Annotated in this window: 14 protein-coding genes; all 14 read right to left on the bottom strand. The window is 44.0% G+C overall.

What is annotated here, in order from left to right; all coding sequences use genetic code 11:
- Window positions 1-85: 85 nt before the first annotated feature.
- The 14 genes from V144x_RS03045 to V144x_RS02980 all read right to left on the bottom strand — a co-directional run bounded on the left by V144x_RS03045 (window position 86) and on the right by V144x_RS02980 (window position 16,736).
- Window positions 86-1,714: a TolC family protein gene (locus tag V144x_RS03045; protein ID WP_144981195.1), complete on the bottom strand. Its 1,629-nt coding sequence runs from the start codon at window positions 1,712-1,714 to the stop codon at window positions 86-88.
- Window positions 1,715-1,962: 248 nt separating this feature from the next.
- On the bottom strand, window positions 1,963-3,498 hold the full coding sequence (locus V144x_RS03040) for an HTTM domain-containing protein (protein WP_144981192.1): 1,536 nt from the start codon (window positions 3,496-3,498) through the stop codon (window positions 1,963-1,965).
- Between the two features lie 76 nt (window positions 3,499-3,574).
- A complete protein-coding gene (locus V144x_RS03035; RefSeq protein ID WP_144981189.1) occupies window positions 3,575-4,243 on the bottom strand; it encodes a hypothetical protein in 669 nt (222 codons plus the stop codon).
- A 285-nt stretch (window positions 4,244-4,528) separates the two neighbouring features.
- Window positions 4,529-5,098, bottom strand: a complete 570-nt coding sequence (locus V144x_RS03030; RefSeq protein WP_144981186.1) for an Hsp20/alpha crystallin family protein — start codon at window positions 5,096-5,098, stop codon at window positions 4,529-4,531.
- Window positions 5,099-5,388: 290 nt separating this feature from the next.
- Window positions 5,389-5,622 (bottom strand): (Na+)-NQR maturation NqrM, encoded by a 234-nt coding sequence (locus tag V144x_RS03025; RefSeq protein ID WP_197998731.1) that lies wholly within the window; start codon window positions 5,620-5,622, stop codon window positions 5,389-5,391.
- Complete coding sequence (locus tag V144x_RS03020; protein ID WP_232102696.1) at window positions 5,619-6,701, bottom strand: FAD:protein FMN transferase; 1,083 nt, start codon at window positions 6,699-6,701, stop codon at window positions 5,619-5,621. The genes V144x_RS03025 and V144x_RS03020 overlap by 4 nt, the downstream gene beginning before the upstream one ends.
- The gene (gene nqrF, locus V144x_RS03015; RefSeq protein ID WP_144981183.1) at window positions 6,685-7,908 is read right to left on the bottom strand and encodes an NADH:ubiquinone reductase (Na(+)-transporting) subunit F; all 1,224 of its coding nucleotides are present in this window, start codon (window positions 7,906-7,908) and stop codon (window positions 6,685-6,687) included. The genes V144x_RS03020 and nqrF overlap by 17 nt, the downstream gene beginning before the upstream one ends.
- Before the next feature lie 44 nt (window positions 7,909-7,952).
- Window positions 7,953-8,564, bottom strand: coding sequence for an NADH:ubiquinone reductase (Na(+)-transporting) subunit E (nqrE, locus tag V144x_RS03010; protein ID WP_144981181.1), 612 nt, complete (start codon window positions 8,562-8,564; stop codon window positions 7,953-7,955).
- A 1-nt stretch (window position 8,565) separates the two neighbouring features.
- The gene (locus tag V144x_RS03005) at window positions 8,566-9,189 is read right to left on the bottom strand and encodes an NADH:ubiquinone reductase (Na(+)-transporting) subunit D (RefSeq protein WP_144981178.1); all 624 of its coding nucleotides are present in this window, start codon (window positions 9,187-9,189) and stop codon (window positions 8,566-8,568) included.
- 1 nt (window position 9,190) lies between these two features.
- On the bottom strand, window positions 9,191-9,994 hold the full coding sequence (locus tag V144x_RS03000; protein ID WP_144981175.1) for a Na(+)-translocating NADH-quinone reductase subunit C: 804 nt from the start codon (window positions 9,992-9,994) through the stop codon (window positions 9,191-9,193).
- Entirely contained in the window at window positions 9,984-11,228 is a 1,245-nt protein-coding gene (locus V144x_RS02995; protein WP_144981172.1) for an NADH:ubiquinone reductase (Na(+)-transporting) subunit B, read from the bottom strand. The genes V144x_RS03000 and V144x_RS02995 overlap by 11 nt, the downstream gene beginning before the upstream one ends.
- Window positions 11,229-11,442: 214 nt before the next feature.
- Window positions 11,443-12,789 (bottom strand): Na(+)-translocating NADH-quinone reductase subunit A, encoded by a 1,347-nt coding sequence (locus V144x_RS02990; RefSeq protein WP_144981169.1) that lies wholly within the window; start codon window positions 12,787-12,789, stop codon window positions 11,443-11,445.
- A gap of 448 nt (window positions 12,790-13,237) precedes the next feature.
- On the bottom strand, window positions 13,238-14,932 hold the full coding sequence (locus V144x_RS28255) for a family 16 glycoside hydrolase (RefSeq protein WP_197998730.1): 1,695 nt from the start codon (window positions 14,930-14,932) through the stop codon (window positions 13,238-13,240).
- A gap of 325 nt (window positions 14,933-15,257) precedes the next feature.
- Window positions 15,258-16,736 (bottom strand): sulfatase-like hydrolase/transferase, encoded by a 1,479-nt coding sequence (locus V144x_RS02980; RefSeq protein WP_144981166.1) that lies wholly within the window; start codon window positions 16,734-16,736, stop codon window positions 15,258-15,260.
- Window positions 16,737-16,848 lie beyond the last annotated feature (112 nt).

Raw genomic sequence — 16,848 nt, 5'->3', positions numbered from 1 at the left:
CTGTACTTACTAATATGCGCGAAAAGCTGATCTATTCAGCACAAAAAAGTAGACACTCGTTACCCAAAGATTAATCGACTAGGGTTTACTGACCATTCAAAGCCTGTCCACGTTGGGTTGTTCCACCTGCTCCCTGGCTTATATCAGGTACCGCATTGAGTCCACCTGTGAGAAGAAGACCGGAGATTCCTATCTCTGCCTGTCGCAGTGCAATGAGTGACGAGACATATGACTGTGTTGCCTCAAAAAAAGTACGACGTGCTGTCAAAACGCGTAAGAATTCAAATTCTCCCTGACGATAACCTTCATTTGTTAATTCCAGGTTTTCTTTTGCGGAAGGTAAGATCTCTTTCTGAAAACGGTTAACCTGCTGGGCAGCCTGCTGATGATTTCGATAGACCGATGTCAATCGATCACGCAAGTTTAACTCGATCCGTTCTGCATCTTTTAGTGCACGATGATAGTCAGAAGATGCAATTGCGATGTTACCTTCATTCTGATTAAATATCGGCAAAAACACGCCTAATTGTGCATTTACGATTTCACTCCCTGTTTGATAATCGTGTCCGATTCCCACTTGTGTTTGTAGGTTTGGTTTTGCCTGTACCTGTTGTCTTTCGATTTGAGACCACGCGCGTTGAACACGATAGTAGGCTGCTTGCAACTCCGGACTCTTGCTCACTAATTCGTTATAAACAATGTCCCAATCTGAAATGGGAGAAAACTGTTCTTCCAGGTTTCCCGTTAATCGGCCCTGCACCAGATCAGGTAGTCCAATGATATTCACCAATCGTTTCCAGGATGCTTCAAAAGCCAAAACCGCATTTTGCTGAATGATCTGCACTTCATTGAGCTGAATTTTCGATTGTAAGATATCTGCCCGACTCGCCTGTTGCGCTTTAAATAGTTGCTGAGTCACTTTTAGTCCGTCTTCAGCGACTTTAAGCAATTCGTTCGCTAGTTCAATTCTTCGTTGCGCGCCTAAGGTTTCGTAATAGCGTGAACTGACATCGTTCTTAACTCGCATCCGCTGAGCTTCATACTGCCACGACGTTTCCTGAACGTCTTTTTCTGCAACGAGTTCATTTAGTCTGAGTTTATCACCTGTAATGAACGTCTGGGAGATAAAAGCTCCCTGTCGACCCGCTGTTCCCTGATCACCAATTTCGTCACCAAAATATCCCACAATTGGATTAGGTCGTTTACCAACTTGCGTTTGAATACCACATGCTTTACCGACGACAGCAGATGCCTGAGCCAACGTTGGATTATATTCGCTGGCCATCAATTCCAACTCTGTTAGTGAGTAACTTTTCTTCCCCGAACTCCAAGTTGTCCCTTTTTCTTTTGTAGAATCAGGCGGGACTAAAGGGGTATTCAAAGCAACTCGCTCAATTTGTGACTCTGAGGACCGTGTATCCTGGGTTTCGTCGAATTCCTGCCATTCAGATTCCACCAGTTCAATTGCTGGCAGTTTACCAGAATCATTGGGAGCTTTTGTTTTTCTTGCGGTGGTTTTTGCGGCGAGCGGAGGCTGGGGAGATACGATGCCTGATTCTTTTTCAGCATATTGCTCGAAATGTGAACAACTTGAAAAAGAGAAGAGTAAACAAGCGAAAAAAATTAGCCTAACGGCAAAATCAGCAAATCTAACTTGCTTCTGACGACTTCTTTCACTCAAAACACCGAAAAAATCGTAATACAGCTTCGCCATTGCAGTCCTTTGCAAATTCCTGATACGTAAAATAGCTTACTCAGGATATCGACAAAGTGATTGACTGAACTACCATTTAGAATGCTGGAATCAATATGAGTAGTACATATTCATGCCGCACATTATCAGTGAAAACTGTTATGGCTATTAAGGACTTTTGGTAGCTTGGCAAAGATATGTCGGTTTTAAATTGCCTGTCGTTATAATCCACACATCTTTCCAATCTGGATCAGAATAATATCGCCTGATCAGTTTGCGACTGCCGAAAGTTTGGGAAGCAACGTAATTGAACGTCGCATCATTTCTTTGCCTTTTGATTTGATGGAAACATAATAGTTACCCGGAGCTAAGATCTCAGGCGCGTAAATCTGAAAAGTATATCGTAAGTTCTCGCGCGGAACGATTTGTCCAACCCGGGTAACAATTCGTCCATTCTCTTCACAGAAATGACAATCAATCCAGATGTCTTCGTGAGGAGGATTCAGACAGCATTGCACGAGTATTAAATCCCCAACCATGAATTCCGATTTACGATCTGTGAGCCATCCCCCCACCATCCGTGTTCCGACATCAACACTGAGAAATTTGTCTTTTTGTCTCATCACTTGTTCTGGTACCAACATTTCTTCTATTAATTCAGGGGCAACTTCATGCAACGTCATTCGGCCTTCAGCTCGTCTAAGGCCATATAGGTCCAGTCGGTCTTCCACATAAATACTCAGGAACAGAACAACAACAATCCCTGCTCCCCAAGCAGCCGATGACTTCCAAGCTGTAACATGGTGCGGACGTAAACTTTCAATCCTGGCATTCAACTTAAAGAAATACTGTGCCAACCAAACACCTTGGCGATAGAAACGACGGAACTGAGCCGATAACCATCGAACATCCTTTTCCGTAAGAAAACAAAAATAAATTGAAATCGAAATCATAGGGAAGATATATAATCCAAGTGAAAACAGCGTTCCGATGTGAAAAGCCGCTCCCAAACCTAATCCAACAATTCGGCCCCACTTTTGCCAGACGATAAACACAAACACGATTTCCCAGACAAGTGCAACGTAAGACATGACTGAAAAGACGATGGGATACATCGTCAGGAAATCCCCCATAGGATGTGGATTATTATAGCGTGACATTGCCCAATAACTGATTTGGTCTCCTTCGAGATATCCAGGAGTATGAAGCTTTGTCATAGCAGCTCCAAAATAAACCACCCCAATAAGAATCTGCATCAGTCTTTGTGGCCATATCTCAAATCGAGGAAGTTCATATTTTGTATACTGTGGTAACGATCGGTTTTGTCGCCTCCCTTTCAACCAACTATCAACTGACCAGATGGCACCACAATTGGATAGGGAAAGTAAAAACAAGACATGTGAAGCAATGACAGAATACTTCGTTGCCATACTGATACAATCCATGAAACAGAAATATGTATATAGCACGACAGAAGCGATCAGGGAAAATCGGGTCATCCAGCCAATGCTGCTACAAATCAGAAAAAATCCCAGTGCTGCAAATAGTCCAACAACAACACTGCCTGGAAGGACTGGAAGAAAATCATAATAGCGAAAGATATCTGCCAGGGGAGCTGGAGCTCCATCGCTTGAAAACAATTCTCTTGAATACCTCCATCTGGTACACACAGTTCCAAATAAGATGAGAGGAACTAATATGCGTACAATGGCCAATCCAAAGGGTATTTCTTTTGCAAAAAAGAATCGATGAAAGCGATTCCGAATGGAATTTTGTTGCGTTGGAATCAATTCTTTAGCATCCATGCTTGAAATCCTGTTTGATCTGACGACTCAAAAACCAACTGAAGTTGTAAAACAACAAACCGAAAGTAAATCGTTCTTAATTCCCCACGGGCGAAGCGAGATGAATGGGAACGTCGGGATCATGTTGCGGTCCCTGGGGCTCAATACGACTACCCACTGTTCCAGCAAAAAAAGGACGCCCTCGACTCATATCTGCAGTCAACCGAGGATTATCATTGATTTGTAAAAATCGCTGTCTGGTCAGCCAGGGCACATAAGTTTGCGCGACAATGCCCTCCGGTGTAATTACTTTGCGTAAACGATAATAATTTTTAAAATCCTTGGGCTCTTCATAACGCTTGTCCCAGACAGAATCCGGTAAGTTATATTTCTTACACCAGGCTTCCTCAATACACAAAATTCGAAGCATGGGCTCATGCTCGGTTTTATCGAGTGTATTCATTGCCATTCTCAACCAGGCATCACCGGTCGTATCGTAATGCCGTCGCCCCAAATCACCATAGGGTTTATAATCTCCCCACGGCCCCGGTGACAATTCATAATATTTCCCGCTTACCCCTTCCCCAACGATGTGGGTGCGAATCGAATAAGCAGACCAGCCGCAGAACATATCCCAGACAATATAATACATAGCGGGATGCTGGGCTGTTCTATAGGAAAAGGTGTGGCAAAAGATGCCAAACATTAAAACACCCAGATAACCGATAATGGTTAGACATGCTAATCCACGTTTGAATAATCGCATCAAAGTAGCCTTCCCTGGCGTAACAATGAGATCAGAAATTCAAAAAACCGTTGAAAGAGGCTAGAAATGGTACATAAACGCTAATTGCATCAATGGAAATCCCCAGCTCTCTTTTGTGAGAGGCAAATATCGCCGATCTCTCAAAATAGGTCAATAGCAACCTCTATGTCCGATTTATGCTCGTAATAGAGGCCAATAGTGACTGAAACGAGAAAACAGAAAAATTCGAGTCGCAGTTACATCAGTTGAATTTTTAGAGCGATTACCAGGACAAAAACCTGCAAGCTAAGAGGAAACACCAGCTTCGGAGCCAGTTTTGATCGGAATCTGCCGAGGCTTTTCTGTAGCAGACTTATCTAGTAAAACGTTCAAAATACCATTCTGTACCGACGCGGTAACCTTATCTGGATCGACGGCAACAGGCATGGGAACAGACCGTCGAAACTGCCCTGCAGGTCGTTCACTCAATCGAACGGTTTGGCCGGACGTCGTGATTGTTCCCGTATTTCGTGTGCCTGCAATCGTTAGCATATTTCCAGCCAGAGTGATATTGATTTCCTCAGCTGCTACGCCTGGTAAATCAAACTGAACTTGAAATTGCTCTTCTAGTTCGAGAATATCTACGCGGGGTATCCAAACTGACTCACTTCCAAATAAACCGAGCTTATCCAATGCGCGTTCCCCTTGTTCAACGGCAACTCCCAGCAATTTGTCGAATTCGGATCGTAATCGCTCAATCGAAGTATTCACTCCTGATGAATCACTTTTTTTATCATGCTCAGCCCGCGGCTGTTCCCCTGTTTCCTCTTCGGTAGAAACATGAACTGGTTCGGCTTGATTCTCATCTGATTCCATCACAAATCTCCTCTTGATAGCGAATGCACTGAAAATTAGAGCTTAAATGTTGGTGCTATTCTTTCACAAGTTTCTTCACTCTTGAAGAATAATATACCGCCTTCATTGTCTCATATCTTATTCGAACTACTAGCAGAAATATTGAAAATTTCTGGCCAACTTTTCAACATCGAAACATCATCAGAATGAATTCTCTCGAAAAAGCTACAGGTAAGATCGATGGCAATTGATCATTTGATGATAACAAAAGACTGACCGAAAAATAGTATTTTCCAGTTTCGTCCAAGAGACTAATTTTCTTGGTCAACAGAACATGAATTAGCTGCAGTCACTTCATCACCTTGTCTCTGTTGTTGATCAGAAACAGAGCAACCGCCACAGTGTGAGCAACCTTCAACTCCTTCAAGATTAGACAAGCCCCCACAGGACCCTTTGATACAACGATTACTGACGATGACACCCACTGCCATTCCCAGGAAAGCAAGGACAAAAATACCAAGTGCAAGCAAGATTGTGGCCATCATGATTCGTTTTCCTCTCCCAACAATTTCTGCCAGCGTGGGGAATATCGTTCTGTAAAACCATTTTCCTCTTTTACAATAAAGTAAGCAGCGATCTTCCGCTCTTTAGCCCAATTATACCCCTCATCGGGGCCTAATACCATCAGGCATGTTGCAAGTGCATCACAGTTCATACAAGTTTCTCCGACAACCGTGACAGAGGCCAGAGAATGTTCCACAGGATAACCTGTACGGGGATCAATGGTATGAGAAAACGTTTTACCATCCACTTCAAAAAAATTACGATAATTGCCCGAAGTAGCCATCGACAGATTGGAAAGTGGAACAACTTTTTGGATTGTGCGTGTTTCACTAATTGGTTTTTCAATTCCCACTTTCCAGGGAACTTGTTTTTGATTCACACCTTTAGCCCGCATCTCCCCACCAATTTCGACCAGATAGTTTTCGATGAATTGTGAGTCAAGATATTTTGCAACAATATCTACAGCGTACCCTTTTGCAATTGCCGAGAGGTCAAGGTAGACATTGGGTATTAACTTCTTCAACGCAGCTTCATCATGTTGTAATTCAATGTACTGATAACCCACTTTCTTTTTCGTCGCTAATATCTGAGTGGATTCTGGTAATGCTTTTTTACCTGGAACGGGACCAAAGTGCCACAGGTTGACTAGAGGACCTACCGTCATATCAAAGGCGCCTGCACTCTCTTTACTTAAGTTGAGGCCTGCTTCAACGACTTTTAATACCGATGGAGAAACTTCAAACCATTGATCGGATTGCGATTGATTGAATCGGGATAACTCAGATGTCTCGATGTAAGTTGACATCTGAGCGTTGACGTTTTCTAAAAGTTGATCTACTTCTTGTTTAAGCAGATCGGCATTAACCTGATCCACAGGCATAGTGCAGATCGTGATATGGTAAGACGTCCCCATTGTGGGGCCCTGAAACTGCTGCTTACTCAGTGAGTCTGCAGTAGAATCAGACTGGTCAGTTTGACATGCCGTGGCAGGAAAGATCAACAGCAGTAAAACGGCAACGCGCAGAAACAGTTTGTGGCGGCGACTAGCCAAAGTCATCATAGCGGATATTCTCAGGCTCGACTCCTAAGTCATCCAGCATATTCCGAACGGCAGACAACATCATTGGAGGTCCACAGATATAGTATTCACAGTCCTCGGGTGCAGGATGTTTACTTAAATACTCATCCAATAACACTTGGTGAATAAAACCTTGTAGACCATCCCAGTTGTCTTCTGGAACCGGATCAGACAAGGCAACGTGCATTTTGAAATTGGGGAACTTCTCTTCGAGAGCTCGGAACTCATCTTCGTAAAACATTTCCCGTAAGCTACGAGCACCGTACCAATACGACACTTTTCGGTTCGTTTCACGTTCTTTGAAGAGCTCATAGATATGTGATCGTAGAGGAGCCATACCGGCTCCCCCACCGATATAGATCATTTCCGCCTCTGTTTCCTGGATGAAAAATTCTCCATACGGACCGGAGATCGTAACTTCATCACCCGGTTTTAAGTCGAAGATATAGGAAGACATTTTACCAGGAGGTGTGCCTTCTGGTGAACGGGGAGGTGGAGACGCAACACGCACATTCAGCATGATGATTCCCTTTTCCCCCGGGTAATTGGCCATGGAATAGGCGCGAATTACTTCTTCATCTACTTTAGATTCAAATCGCCATAAGTTGAAATTATCCCAGTCTTCCTTGTATTCTTCAGGAATATCGAAGTCACTATATTTAATATGGTGTGGCGGTGCTTCAATCTGAATAAATCCGCCCGCCTTGAAGTCCACATCTTCACCAGCAGGCAATTCGAGAACAAGTTCTTTAATAAAGGTTGCAACGTTGTCGTTGGATCTGACTTTACAAACCCACTTCTTAGTTTCGAAGACCTCTGGTGGGACTTCGATTTCCATACTGCTCTTTACAGGCACCTGACAGGATAAACGACAGCCTTCGCGTACTTCCCGATTATTAAAATGGGAACGTTCCGTCGGTAAGATATCTCCTCCACCTTCCAGAACTTTGACTTCACATTGAGCACAAGTTCCACCACCACCACAGGCCGAAGAGACGAAAATCTGATTTTCGGCAAGTGCGTTCAGTAATTTACCACCAACGGGGACTTCAATCTGCTTCTGTTCGTTAACCGTGATTGTGACATTACCAGAGGCAACCAGTTTCGACTTTGCAACCAAGATGATGGCAACCAGGGCTATGACAATGCCCGTAAACATAACAACGCCGAACAGAATTTCTATAACCATGATAAAACGTTGACCGCTCTAAAAAATAGAAGTAGTTAAAAGACTTATAATTGGATTCCAGAAAACGCCATGAAGGCCATCGCCATCAATCCTACGGTAATGAATGTGATCCCTAATCCCTGTAATCCGAGTGGGACATCGCTGTACTTCATTTTTTCGCGAATTCCAGCCAATGCCATAATCGCTAGAGCCCAGCCTACACCTGATCCAAAGCCGAAAACACAACTTTCAGGGAAGTTATAATCACGTTCGACCATGAACAATGTGCCTCCCAAAATCGCACAGTTTACAGTAATCAAAGGCAGGAAAATTCCCAACGTGTTATACAAAGCAGGAAAAAACCGATCCAAAGTCATTTCCAGAATCTGAACCATGGCAGCTATCACGCCGATATAGCAGATCAATCCCACAAATGTAAGATCTACATTGGGATATCCAGCCCAGGCTAAAGCTCCTTTTTTCAGGAGGTGTTGATAGATCACATTATTTACGGGTACTGTAATCGTCTGAATCACGATAACAGCAATCCCCAAACCAATGGCGGTTTTAACATTCTTGGAAACGGCCAAAAAGGTACACATTCCCAAAAAGAAAGCCAAAGCCAGATTCTCAATGAACAAGCATTTTATAAACAGGCTCAGATAATGTTCAAACATGTTATGCCTCCTCCATTTGATCGGTTTTCCAAACTCTCAAAATCCAAATGAAAATACCGATAATAAAAAACGCGCTCGGAGGTAATAACATCAAACCATTGGCCTCATACCAACCACCATCGCGACTTAGTTTTAATAATGGGATTCCAAATAAGCTGCCTGATCCAAACAGTTCCCGAAAGAAGGCCACGATCATTAAAATGAGGCTATAACCTAAACCATTTCCCAGCCCATCCAGAAAACTGATACCGGGCTCATTTTTCATAGCAAAACCTTCTGCGCGCCCCATCACAATACAGTTGGTGATAATCAACCCTACAAATACTGAAAGCTGTTTGCTGATTCCAAATGCGAATGCCTTTAGAAACTGATCTACCAGGATCACCAACGAAGCAATAATTGTCATTTGGACGATAATTCGAATGCTGCTAGGAATCTGTAATCTGATAGAAGCCACCGCGGCATTGGAGCAGGCAGTCACCAAAATCACTGCGATACTCATAACGAGTGCTGTCTCCATTTTGGTGGTTACAGCCAAAGCAGAACAAATTCCGAGAATTTGTAAAGCAATGGGGTTATTATTGAAAATCGGTCCTGTCAGAACCTCTTTTTGTTTTGAATTCATTCTATTTTTCTCCCTGTTCTCGAATACTTTCGAGATAAGGTCTAAATCCTAAATTTCCAAGCCAGAAATCCAGTAGGTGGGTCACACCACGTGAGGTAATCGTTGCCCCGGAGAGTCCATCCACTTCATGTATGGCATTCTTAGAATCTGGAACCACTGTCCCCTTAATAACTTCAATCTCAGGTTCGAAGTCTTTGCCGTAGGCTTCTTTGCCTTTCCAAAGTGCTTTCCATTTGGGATTATCAACTTCTCCACCTAATCCAGGTGTTTCCCCATGTTCGTAAAACGTCAAGCCGGCTATTGTGTTTAAATTGGTATCTAAAGCCAGGAACCCCCATAAAGTCGACCAGAGTCCTTTTCCTCTGACGGGAAGCACGTACTGCGACAGCTTGCCATTTTCGTCGTTGATCAAATAGACCCAGGAATAATTCTCGCGGCGTTTGATTCCAGCTAAATCTTCAGCCGAAGGGATTTCCATACTCATCTTTGGGTTATCAGCCGCCGCTTTTTGATCGTACTCCTGAGGATTAGGAAATAATTCCTTATCATCGGTAACAACTTTTCCTGTGTTGAGATCCACGATGATACCCTTGACCCGCTCATCGTAAACTTTACTGATCTCATTAGCAGCAGCATCGGGATTGATCAATCCTGCTGCGGAAAGGATATTTTTCTTACGCTCATTCTCTTTATTCAAATCCTGACGACTGCGTAAACCTACAGCAGCACCGGATACGAGAATTGAACAGACTACGCATAACGCAGCCGACACCATAAATGTGAAACCAATTGAATCACGCGACATTTCGCGCCAACCTTCTTTTAATGTTTGCTTGAACCACATAGAAGTCAATCAGAGGCGCGAAGACATTTCCAAACAAAATTGCCAACATAATCCCCTCTGGATACGCTGGATTGATGACCCGAATCAGGATCGTCATTCCACCAATTAAAATTCCATAGACCCATCGCCCTGTATCAGTCATCGCTGCTGAAACCGGATCTGTGGCCATATAGACCAGACCAAAGGCCAGCCCTCCTACAACTAAATGCCATTGAGGTGGCATCGAGAACATCGCATTTGTGTTACTGCCAATTAACCAAAGCAGAACAGAAAGCCCCATCGATCCGGCCAAAACTCCTGCCATCACCCGCCAGGAACCAATGCCTGCCAGTATCAGAAAGATAGCACCTAACAGGCAAGCAAAGGTCGAGGTCTCTCCCATCGATCCTTGAATCTGCCCCATAAAGGCCTGCATCCAGCTAATCCCCAAACCACCGTCGGCGACAGGGTTCGTTATGGATTTCATTCCAACTTCAGGACTTGCGACAGCTAACTGACCGAGTGAAGTAGCACCACTGAAGCCATCCACGGCAGTCCAGACAGTATCACCCACAATCTGAGCGGGATAAGCGAAATAAAGAAATGCACGAGCGGTTAACGCTGGATTCAAAAAGTTCTTACCAGTCCCCCCAAATATTTCTTTACCAACCACAACTCCAAACGAGATTCCTATGGCGACTTGCCAAAGTGGAATTGTGGGTGGCAGCGATAAGGGAAAGAGCATCCCAGTTACGAGGAAGCCTTCATTGATTTCATGACGTCGGATGATGCAAAAGAGGCCTTCCCACATCCCACCAACGGCCATACATACGATGTAGACTGGGAAGAAGTAAAGCGCACCATGTAACAGGTTAGAAAGCATGCTGTTAGCATCCGGGATGACTCCCAGAGAGGCCATTACAGTTCCGCGCCAACCAGGAACAGATTCTATGCCCATGGTACTCATCGCAGCGTTGGCTTGATAACCGGTATTGTAAAGAGCCATGAAGACACAGGGAAGCAAAGCCACGATCACCATGCTCATCATGCGTTTCAGGTCAATCGAATCACGCACATGAGAAGCTTCATTTGTCACTTCACCCGGAGTATAGAGGAATGTATCATTCGCCTCATAAAGTGGGTAAAGCTTCTCGAACTTCCCTCCTTTATCAAAAAGAGGGTGCACCTTATCAAGAAGATTTCGTAACGGCTTCATTTCGTAGTTTATCTTTCTTGTGTGATGCCCTTCCGATACATGGTAAGCCAAGTAATTGTCGACTTTAACTTATATCGGTTATCATCTGAAACAAACTTGTTTGAAGATGAAAATCAGGGCTAACAACTTTTATCTATCAGGCTAATGACAGCACAGTTGAACGCATCGTATTTAAAAAATCTCCCTATTTCAAAGAGGGAGAACATCTATAAAATTAACCTTCAATTTCTATCTTTGTCAGGTTTTTACGCAATAGTGATCCGTAGTTATATTTCCCGGGACACACAAAGGTGCATAACGATAAGTCTTCTTCATCAAGTTCCAGGCATCCCAACTCTTTTGCCTGTTCTGTATCTTCGGTAATCAAGGCACGCAACAGGAACGTAGGTAAAATATCCAACGGCATGACTTTTTCATAAGTTCCAATCGGAATCATGGCCCGTTTACTACCTTCTGTGGAAGTGGTAAAAGGGAACTTTTTCCCCTGTCCCAACCAGGAAGAAATAAATACCGGAACGACAGAGAACTTATTGAAACCAGGTCCCATCCATCCGAGAAAGTCGCGATGATTGCCCTCTTTTAATCCCGTTACCTGCGAGGCATAACGGCCTAAATATGCAAAAGGACCTTCGCCAGTCCGCCCCGAAAGCGCTGAACCCGAAACTAACCGATTTTCGCCTTCTTCAAGATTTCCATCTGTCAAGTCAGCGAGACTGGCCCCCAGAATCGTTTTCACTAACTTTGGACTTTTAACCGCAGGACCCGCAATCGAAATAACACGTTCTACGGAGAGCTTACCTGTAGTAAACAACTTGCCGATGGCAATCACGTCTTGATAATTGATATTCCAAACTGTTTTTTTCTCGCTGACCGGATCAAGAAAATGAACATGTGTCCCCACGAGCCCCGCGGGATGCGGACCGCCAAATTCCTCAACTGTAACAAAATCAAGATCGCAACCAGGTAAATTTGTTCCCGGCGCCTTGCAAAGAAATAGCTTTCCGTCGGTTAAAGTCTTCAATAACTGCAATCCCTGTGAGAAAGCGCGAGGTTCTTCACTAAGAATGACTTCCGGAGGTGGTGCTAAGGGATTTGTATCGATCGCAGTCACAAAAATAGAATGTGGTATTGATCCCGGAGCAGGCACACGACTAAAGGGGCGTGTTCTCAAACTTGACCACAAACCAGAATTCAACAAGTTCTCTTGAACTTGTTCGCGTGTCAGATTCGCCAGTTCTTCATCACCATAAGAGGCAAATGTTTCTTCATCAGTTCCCTGGACTTCAAGCACCATACTCTGAAAGGCGCGTTTGGCACCTCGATTGATTTCCGTTACTTTCCCGCCAACTGGAGAAGTATATATCACACCTTCCGTTTTTTTGTCGCTGAAAAGCATCTGACCTTTTTTGACCGTATCACCGATTTCAACAGCCAATGTGGGCTTCATGCCAATATAATCAGGACCAATCAGAGCAATCGATCGAATTTCTGGCCCCTGTTCGATCAGAGCGGAAGGCTCACCCGAAATAGGCAGATCCAACCCTTTTTTAATTGTAATCATTGAATTATGAACCTGAAAATAACGAGTTTTTCAGAAAAACTCGCTTGAAGAGGTTTATTAAGCTATCTGGATGCTGCCCGCAATACACACGCATCCTTGCTATTTCCATTTTAGGCATGGAAGCACAAATACCCAAGATTTCGCGGCTATTTTACACAGATCCCCCTTTTTTTGTAGTCAAAGCGAGGCACAAATTGAATCATTTTCCATTCTGTTTCAAAAAAATGGCTTCGTGCCACCAATGACTTAATCATTCAAGAATTAATGATCTTGTATTCACAGTATAGTAGCATAACCTTATCGATCTCCCCAAGAAGGAATTACCTCTTTAATGTTGCCATGATTCCCCCTCTGCTCCCATGCGATCATTCAAATACAAGTGCCAATGAAAAAAGCCACCTGAAGAGGAAATGCCTTTCAGGTGGCTCAATGACTTGGTAACCAGACCTTATTTCTTCTTTGAGAGATCCAGCAGCTTCACATTTTTATACCAAACTTTATGACCGTGATCCTGAAATCCAAGATATCCCTTTCTAGGAAAGTCTTTCACAGCAGTCTTAAACTTATGCTTTGAACCGTCCAGCCTTTTTCCTGGTTGAGTCCACTCATCCGCATCCAGACTGGCAACAACTTTTCCATTCACGGCGACACTAATATGTGGCCCCTGGCAGGTGATCTCAATACTGGTCCATTCACCGGGTGCACTTGCCCGGTTCTCTGCTGGAGCAACAAGGTCATAGATCGCTCCAAAATCATGCATACCAGTCCCTTTCCCACTCAGAATCTGAGCCTCAAACCCAGTCTGAACCGGGTCTTTCAAATTACCAATGCGAAAGAAAATTCCTGAGTTGCATTCTTTAGGCATTTTTACATCGCATTTGAATTTAAAATCACTAAACGCCTTGTCGTAAACGATTAGATAACCACCTGATTTATAGGGAACCAGAGCCCCATCTTCGATGGGAGCCGCGATCGGCTTGCCGTTATTACATTTCCATCCTGCATAGTTTTTCCCGTTAAACAGCAACTTCCAACCAGCGGCTTTCTCAGCAGCAGAAAGTTTATTATCAGTGGCAGAAACACTACCACCCGCCAAATCCAGTTTCGCGAGTTTCTTATTTGCTGCTCTTTCTGCTTTTTCGAGAACACTCGCGAGCGTGACCTCAGCGCCTCCCTGACGCTTACTTTCGTCGGCGGCTTCCATGAAGCTATAGATCTCCAGTGTTTCCTCTTCACTCACAGGTGGTTTACCCGAACGGAAAAATTTGACAATTTCGACCAGCAAAGGCTTGTAGCCGTCGTAGCCACCAACTGCCACTTCCCCGTTCTCGCCAACAGCTGTTCCGCCATACCCCTTGGGAGCCCCCTTGCGTACACCAGAGAATTGTCCCACTCTTCCCCCGGCCCATCGTCCGACGACCTCATCACGATCAGCATTGCTGACTGTCCTTTTAACTGACTGGCAGCCTGGCCCCATCACAGTAAACAAAGTTTCTACACCATGAATTCCATACCAGAAGAGACTGGGATGTGTTTTCTCTAAAGAACAAGGGCTATGCGTACTGCATTTAGTAATCTTTCCCTCTTTACCATTTCTCAGACGCTGTGCCCCTTTCGAAAAACGAAGAGAAGATGAGGAAAACATGGGAGTGTTATATTTGCGCGAAAGTTCAAACAAGGCAACGGCATCAGTAAGTGAACCGGCAATGGGCTTATCAATAAAGACTGGTTTACCCGCTTGAAATACAGGAATCGCTTGCTCTAAATGGGGACGCCCGTCGTTAGTTTCCAGAAAAACTACGTCTACTTTCTTAAGTAGGTCGTCAATGGAACCAACAATCTCGACCCCCATTTTTTTGACTTCTTCCGTATATTTTGGAACACGAGATACACTGGATTCAATATCGGGGCTCCCCTTCGGATAGGCAGCAACTATCCGCACACCGGCCAGTTCTCCCTCAGGAGTTCCGGTATTAAGCATTTTCGTGAAAGCGATTGCATGGGAAGTATCGAGACCAATGATGCCTGCCTTTAATTCTTTTTTGGCCTCTGCAGCCATCAAAGAACTGTTAAACGCCACTGATAGTACCAATAACAAAAGAGTTGTCAGGCTGAATAGCCGTTTCAAAAGTCCCGAGTTCATAATGATCCTCAATCAAGTGTGACAGGTAAGCAAGCAGGAAACTGGCAGGAAAAGCAATACCCTTTAAACAACGGAAGAATCGCTTTGGTTTCCTTATGAATGTTTATAAATTCGATTATTGCAGACTCCGATTACGAAATGCAATCAAACAAAGGCTTTGAGTCTGAAATTTCGAGTAACCGAGAGTAAAAAAATTTGAACCATCGCTAAAAGTCTTACTAAAAAACGACTTGAGACGTTTAATTCAATAAAAGATTAAAAGAAATCACATCAAAAAACATGTATTAGGGAGTTCTTGTTTTCAATTGAAGCTACTTGTTCAACATCAATCTGAGTAATCCTTCCCATTCAGACTATCAACTACTGAGTGCTGCCAATCAAGTAGACCTGCTTTCATCTTCCGAAATCGCTTGGGGTCAACTTTCGAAAGATCTTTTTTCTCAGAATGGTCTTGAGCGAGATTATAAAGCGTATATTGAGGCTGATTCTCTTTAGAAATCATTTTTAATAATTTATAATCACCATCAATCCAAGCTGCTGCTCCTGGTAAGTCGTCCTTTGAGTACTTTGTTTTTAGACTGGCAGCCCCCGCATCGGGAACTGGGCCTTCAGGATTCGGTTTTTCTGGCGTCTGTTGTTGTTTTAGTTTAAGCAATATTTCTGTACTACGTTTGGGATGTCCTTTAGCAGGATAGGTCCAGAATCCCATTGGCTTGGAACGAGACGTCATTTGTCCTTCTATCAGCGGCAAAAGGCTGACACCATCTAAATGAGGTTGATGTGAAACCTTCGCTCCGGTAACAGCCAGAACAGTTGGATAAATATCGATAGTCCCACAGGGTACATTGGTAACTTCCGGTTTTTGAATTTGGGCAGGCCACTCGATGATTGAAGGCACACGAATGCCTCCCTCCCAGAGATTCCCCTTCCACCCGGCAAGTCCTCCCGTAGCTTGTGAACGAGAGTCTTCTTTTTTAAATCGAGGAGGACGAGGCCCATTGTCACTGGTAAACCAGAGAAGTGTGTTTTCTGCTAACCCTAAATCTCTTAACTGTCGACGTAAATACCCCATGGCTCGATCGACGCCGGTAATCTCGCCAAAATAGTTTTGAAAATCTGCTGACTGGTTCTGATAAAGATCTTTTAATTCGGAAGTCGCTTCATGAGGTGTATGAGGATTTCCAAACCAGATTACAGCAAGGAAGGGCTTCTCCTTCATCTTTGATTGTTTGATAAACTCAAGCGCGGCATCAACGGTTACACGTGAACTCTCCCCTTTCAACTGAGTCACAGTTCCATTGTGACTCATATAAGGGTCGTTTTCATAAAAATTCGGACTTGAAACCCACTCATCAAAACCGCTGTTTCCAGGGGACACGGGACTATTCGCCTGCACTGATCCCAGATGCCACTTGCCAAAGTGTCCTGTCGTATATCCTGCTGACTTGACGGCTTCCGCGACTGTCACTTCCTGTGGCCTGAGTGTGTGCCCCCAACTGAAACAAGCAAATCGATTGGGATGTCTTCCTGTGAGAAAGCTCCCTCGTGTTGGCGAACAGACAGGAGCCGCGGCATAAAACCGATCAAAGCGAAGCCCACTGGCAGCCATATCATCAAGATGGGGAGTTTTGAGGATCGAGTGACCATTGAAACTGGTTTCACCCCAACCTTGATCGTCGGTCATACAAAGAATGATATTCGGACGGCTGGCTTGCCTTTGAACTGCACCTACAGAATGTGTGGCACTGCTTATGCAAAAACAACAAAACAAAATGACGACAAAAACTCTACCATGAAAATTCATATCATGCCTCTGATTTGAAAGACATCAGTGAGAAGTAACCATATAACCAATCCGCTCTATCCTGTTCCAATTTGAAGGGGGCGCCAAGGAATTTCACTCTCGCTTGTTGATT

Origin of the sequence: Gimesia aquarii (assembly GCF_007748195.1) — a bacterium.
Lineage (GTDB): Bacteria > Planctomycetota > Planctomycetia > Planctomycetales > Planctomycetaceae > Gimesia > Gimesia aquarii.
The sequence above is the reverse complement of the archived record's forward strand: the minus strand, read 5'-3'. Positions and strand labels throughout refer to the sequence as shown.

Bases quoted from the DNA above. Each gene is read 5' to 3' on its own strand.
- V144x_RS28255 (WP_197998730.1), bottom strand. From the start codon at position 14,932: ATGAACTCGGGACTTTTGAAACGGCTATTCAGCCTGACAACTCTTTTG.
- V144x_RS03000 (WP_144981175.1), bottom strand. From the start codon at position 9,994: ATGTCGCGTGATTCAATTGGTTTCACATTTATGGTGTCGGCTGCGTTA.
- V144x_RS03005 (WP_144981178.1), bottom strand. From the start codon at position 9,189: ATGAATTCAAAACAAAAAGAGGTTCTGACAGGACCGATTTTCAATAAT.
- V144x_RS03040 (WP_144981192.1), bottom strand. From the start codon at position 3,498: ATGGATGCTAAAGAATTGATTCCAACGCAACAAAATTCCATTCGGAAT.
- V144x_RS03030 (WP_144981186.1), bottom strand. From the start codon at position 5,098: ATGGAATCAGATGAGAATCAAGCCGAACCAGTTCATGTTTCTACCGAA.
- V144x_RS03020 (WP_232102696.1), bottom strand. From the start codon at position 6,701: ATGATGACTTTGGCTAGTCGCCGCCACAAACTGTTTCTGCGCGTTGCC.
- V144x_RS03035 (WP_144981189.1), bottom strand. From the start codon at position 4,243: ATGCGATTATTCAAACGTGGATTAGCATGTCTAACCATTATCGGTTAT.
- V144x_RS03025 (WP_197998731.1), bottom strand. From the start codon at position 5,622: ATGATGGCCACAATCTTGCTTGCACTTGGTATTTTTGTCCTTGCTTTC.
- V144x_RS02990 (WP_144981169.1), bottom strand. From the start codon at position 12,789: ATGATTACAATTAAAAAAGGGTTGGATCTGCCTATTTCGGGTGAGCCT.
- V144x_RS02995 (WP_144981172.1), bottom strand. From the start codon at position 11,228: ATGAAGCCGTTACGAAATCTTCTTGATAAGGTGCACCCTCTTTTTGAT.
- V144x_RS02980 (WP_144981166.1), bottom strand. From the start codon at position 16,736: ATGAATTTTCATGGTAGAGTTTTTGTCGTCATTTTGTTTTGTTGTTTT.
- nqrE (WP_144981181.1), bottom strand. From the start codon at position 8,564: ATGTTTGAACATTATCTGAGCCTGTTTATAAAATGCTTGTTCATTGAG.
- V144x_RS03045 (WP_144981195.1), bottom strand. From the start codon at position 1,714: ATGGCGAAGCTGTATTACGATTTTTTCGGTGTTTTGAGTGAAAGAAGT.
- nqrF (WP_144981183.1), bottom strand. From the start codon at position 7,908: ATGGTTATAGAAATTCTGTTCGGCGTTGTTATGTTTACGGGCATTGTC.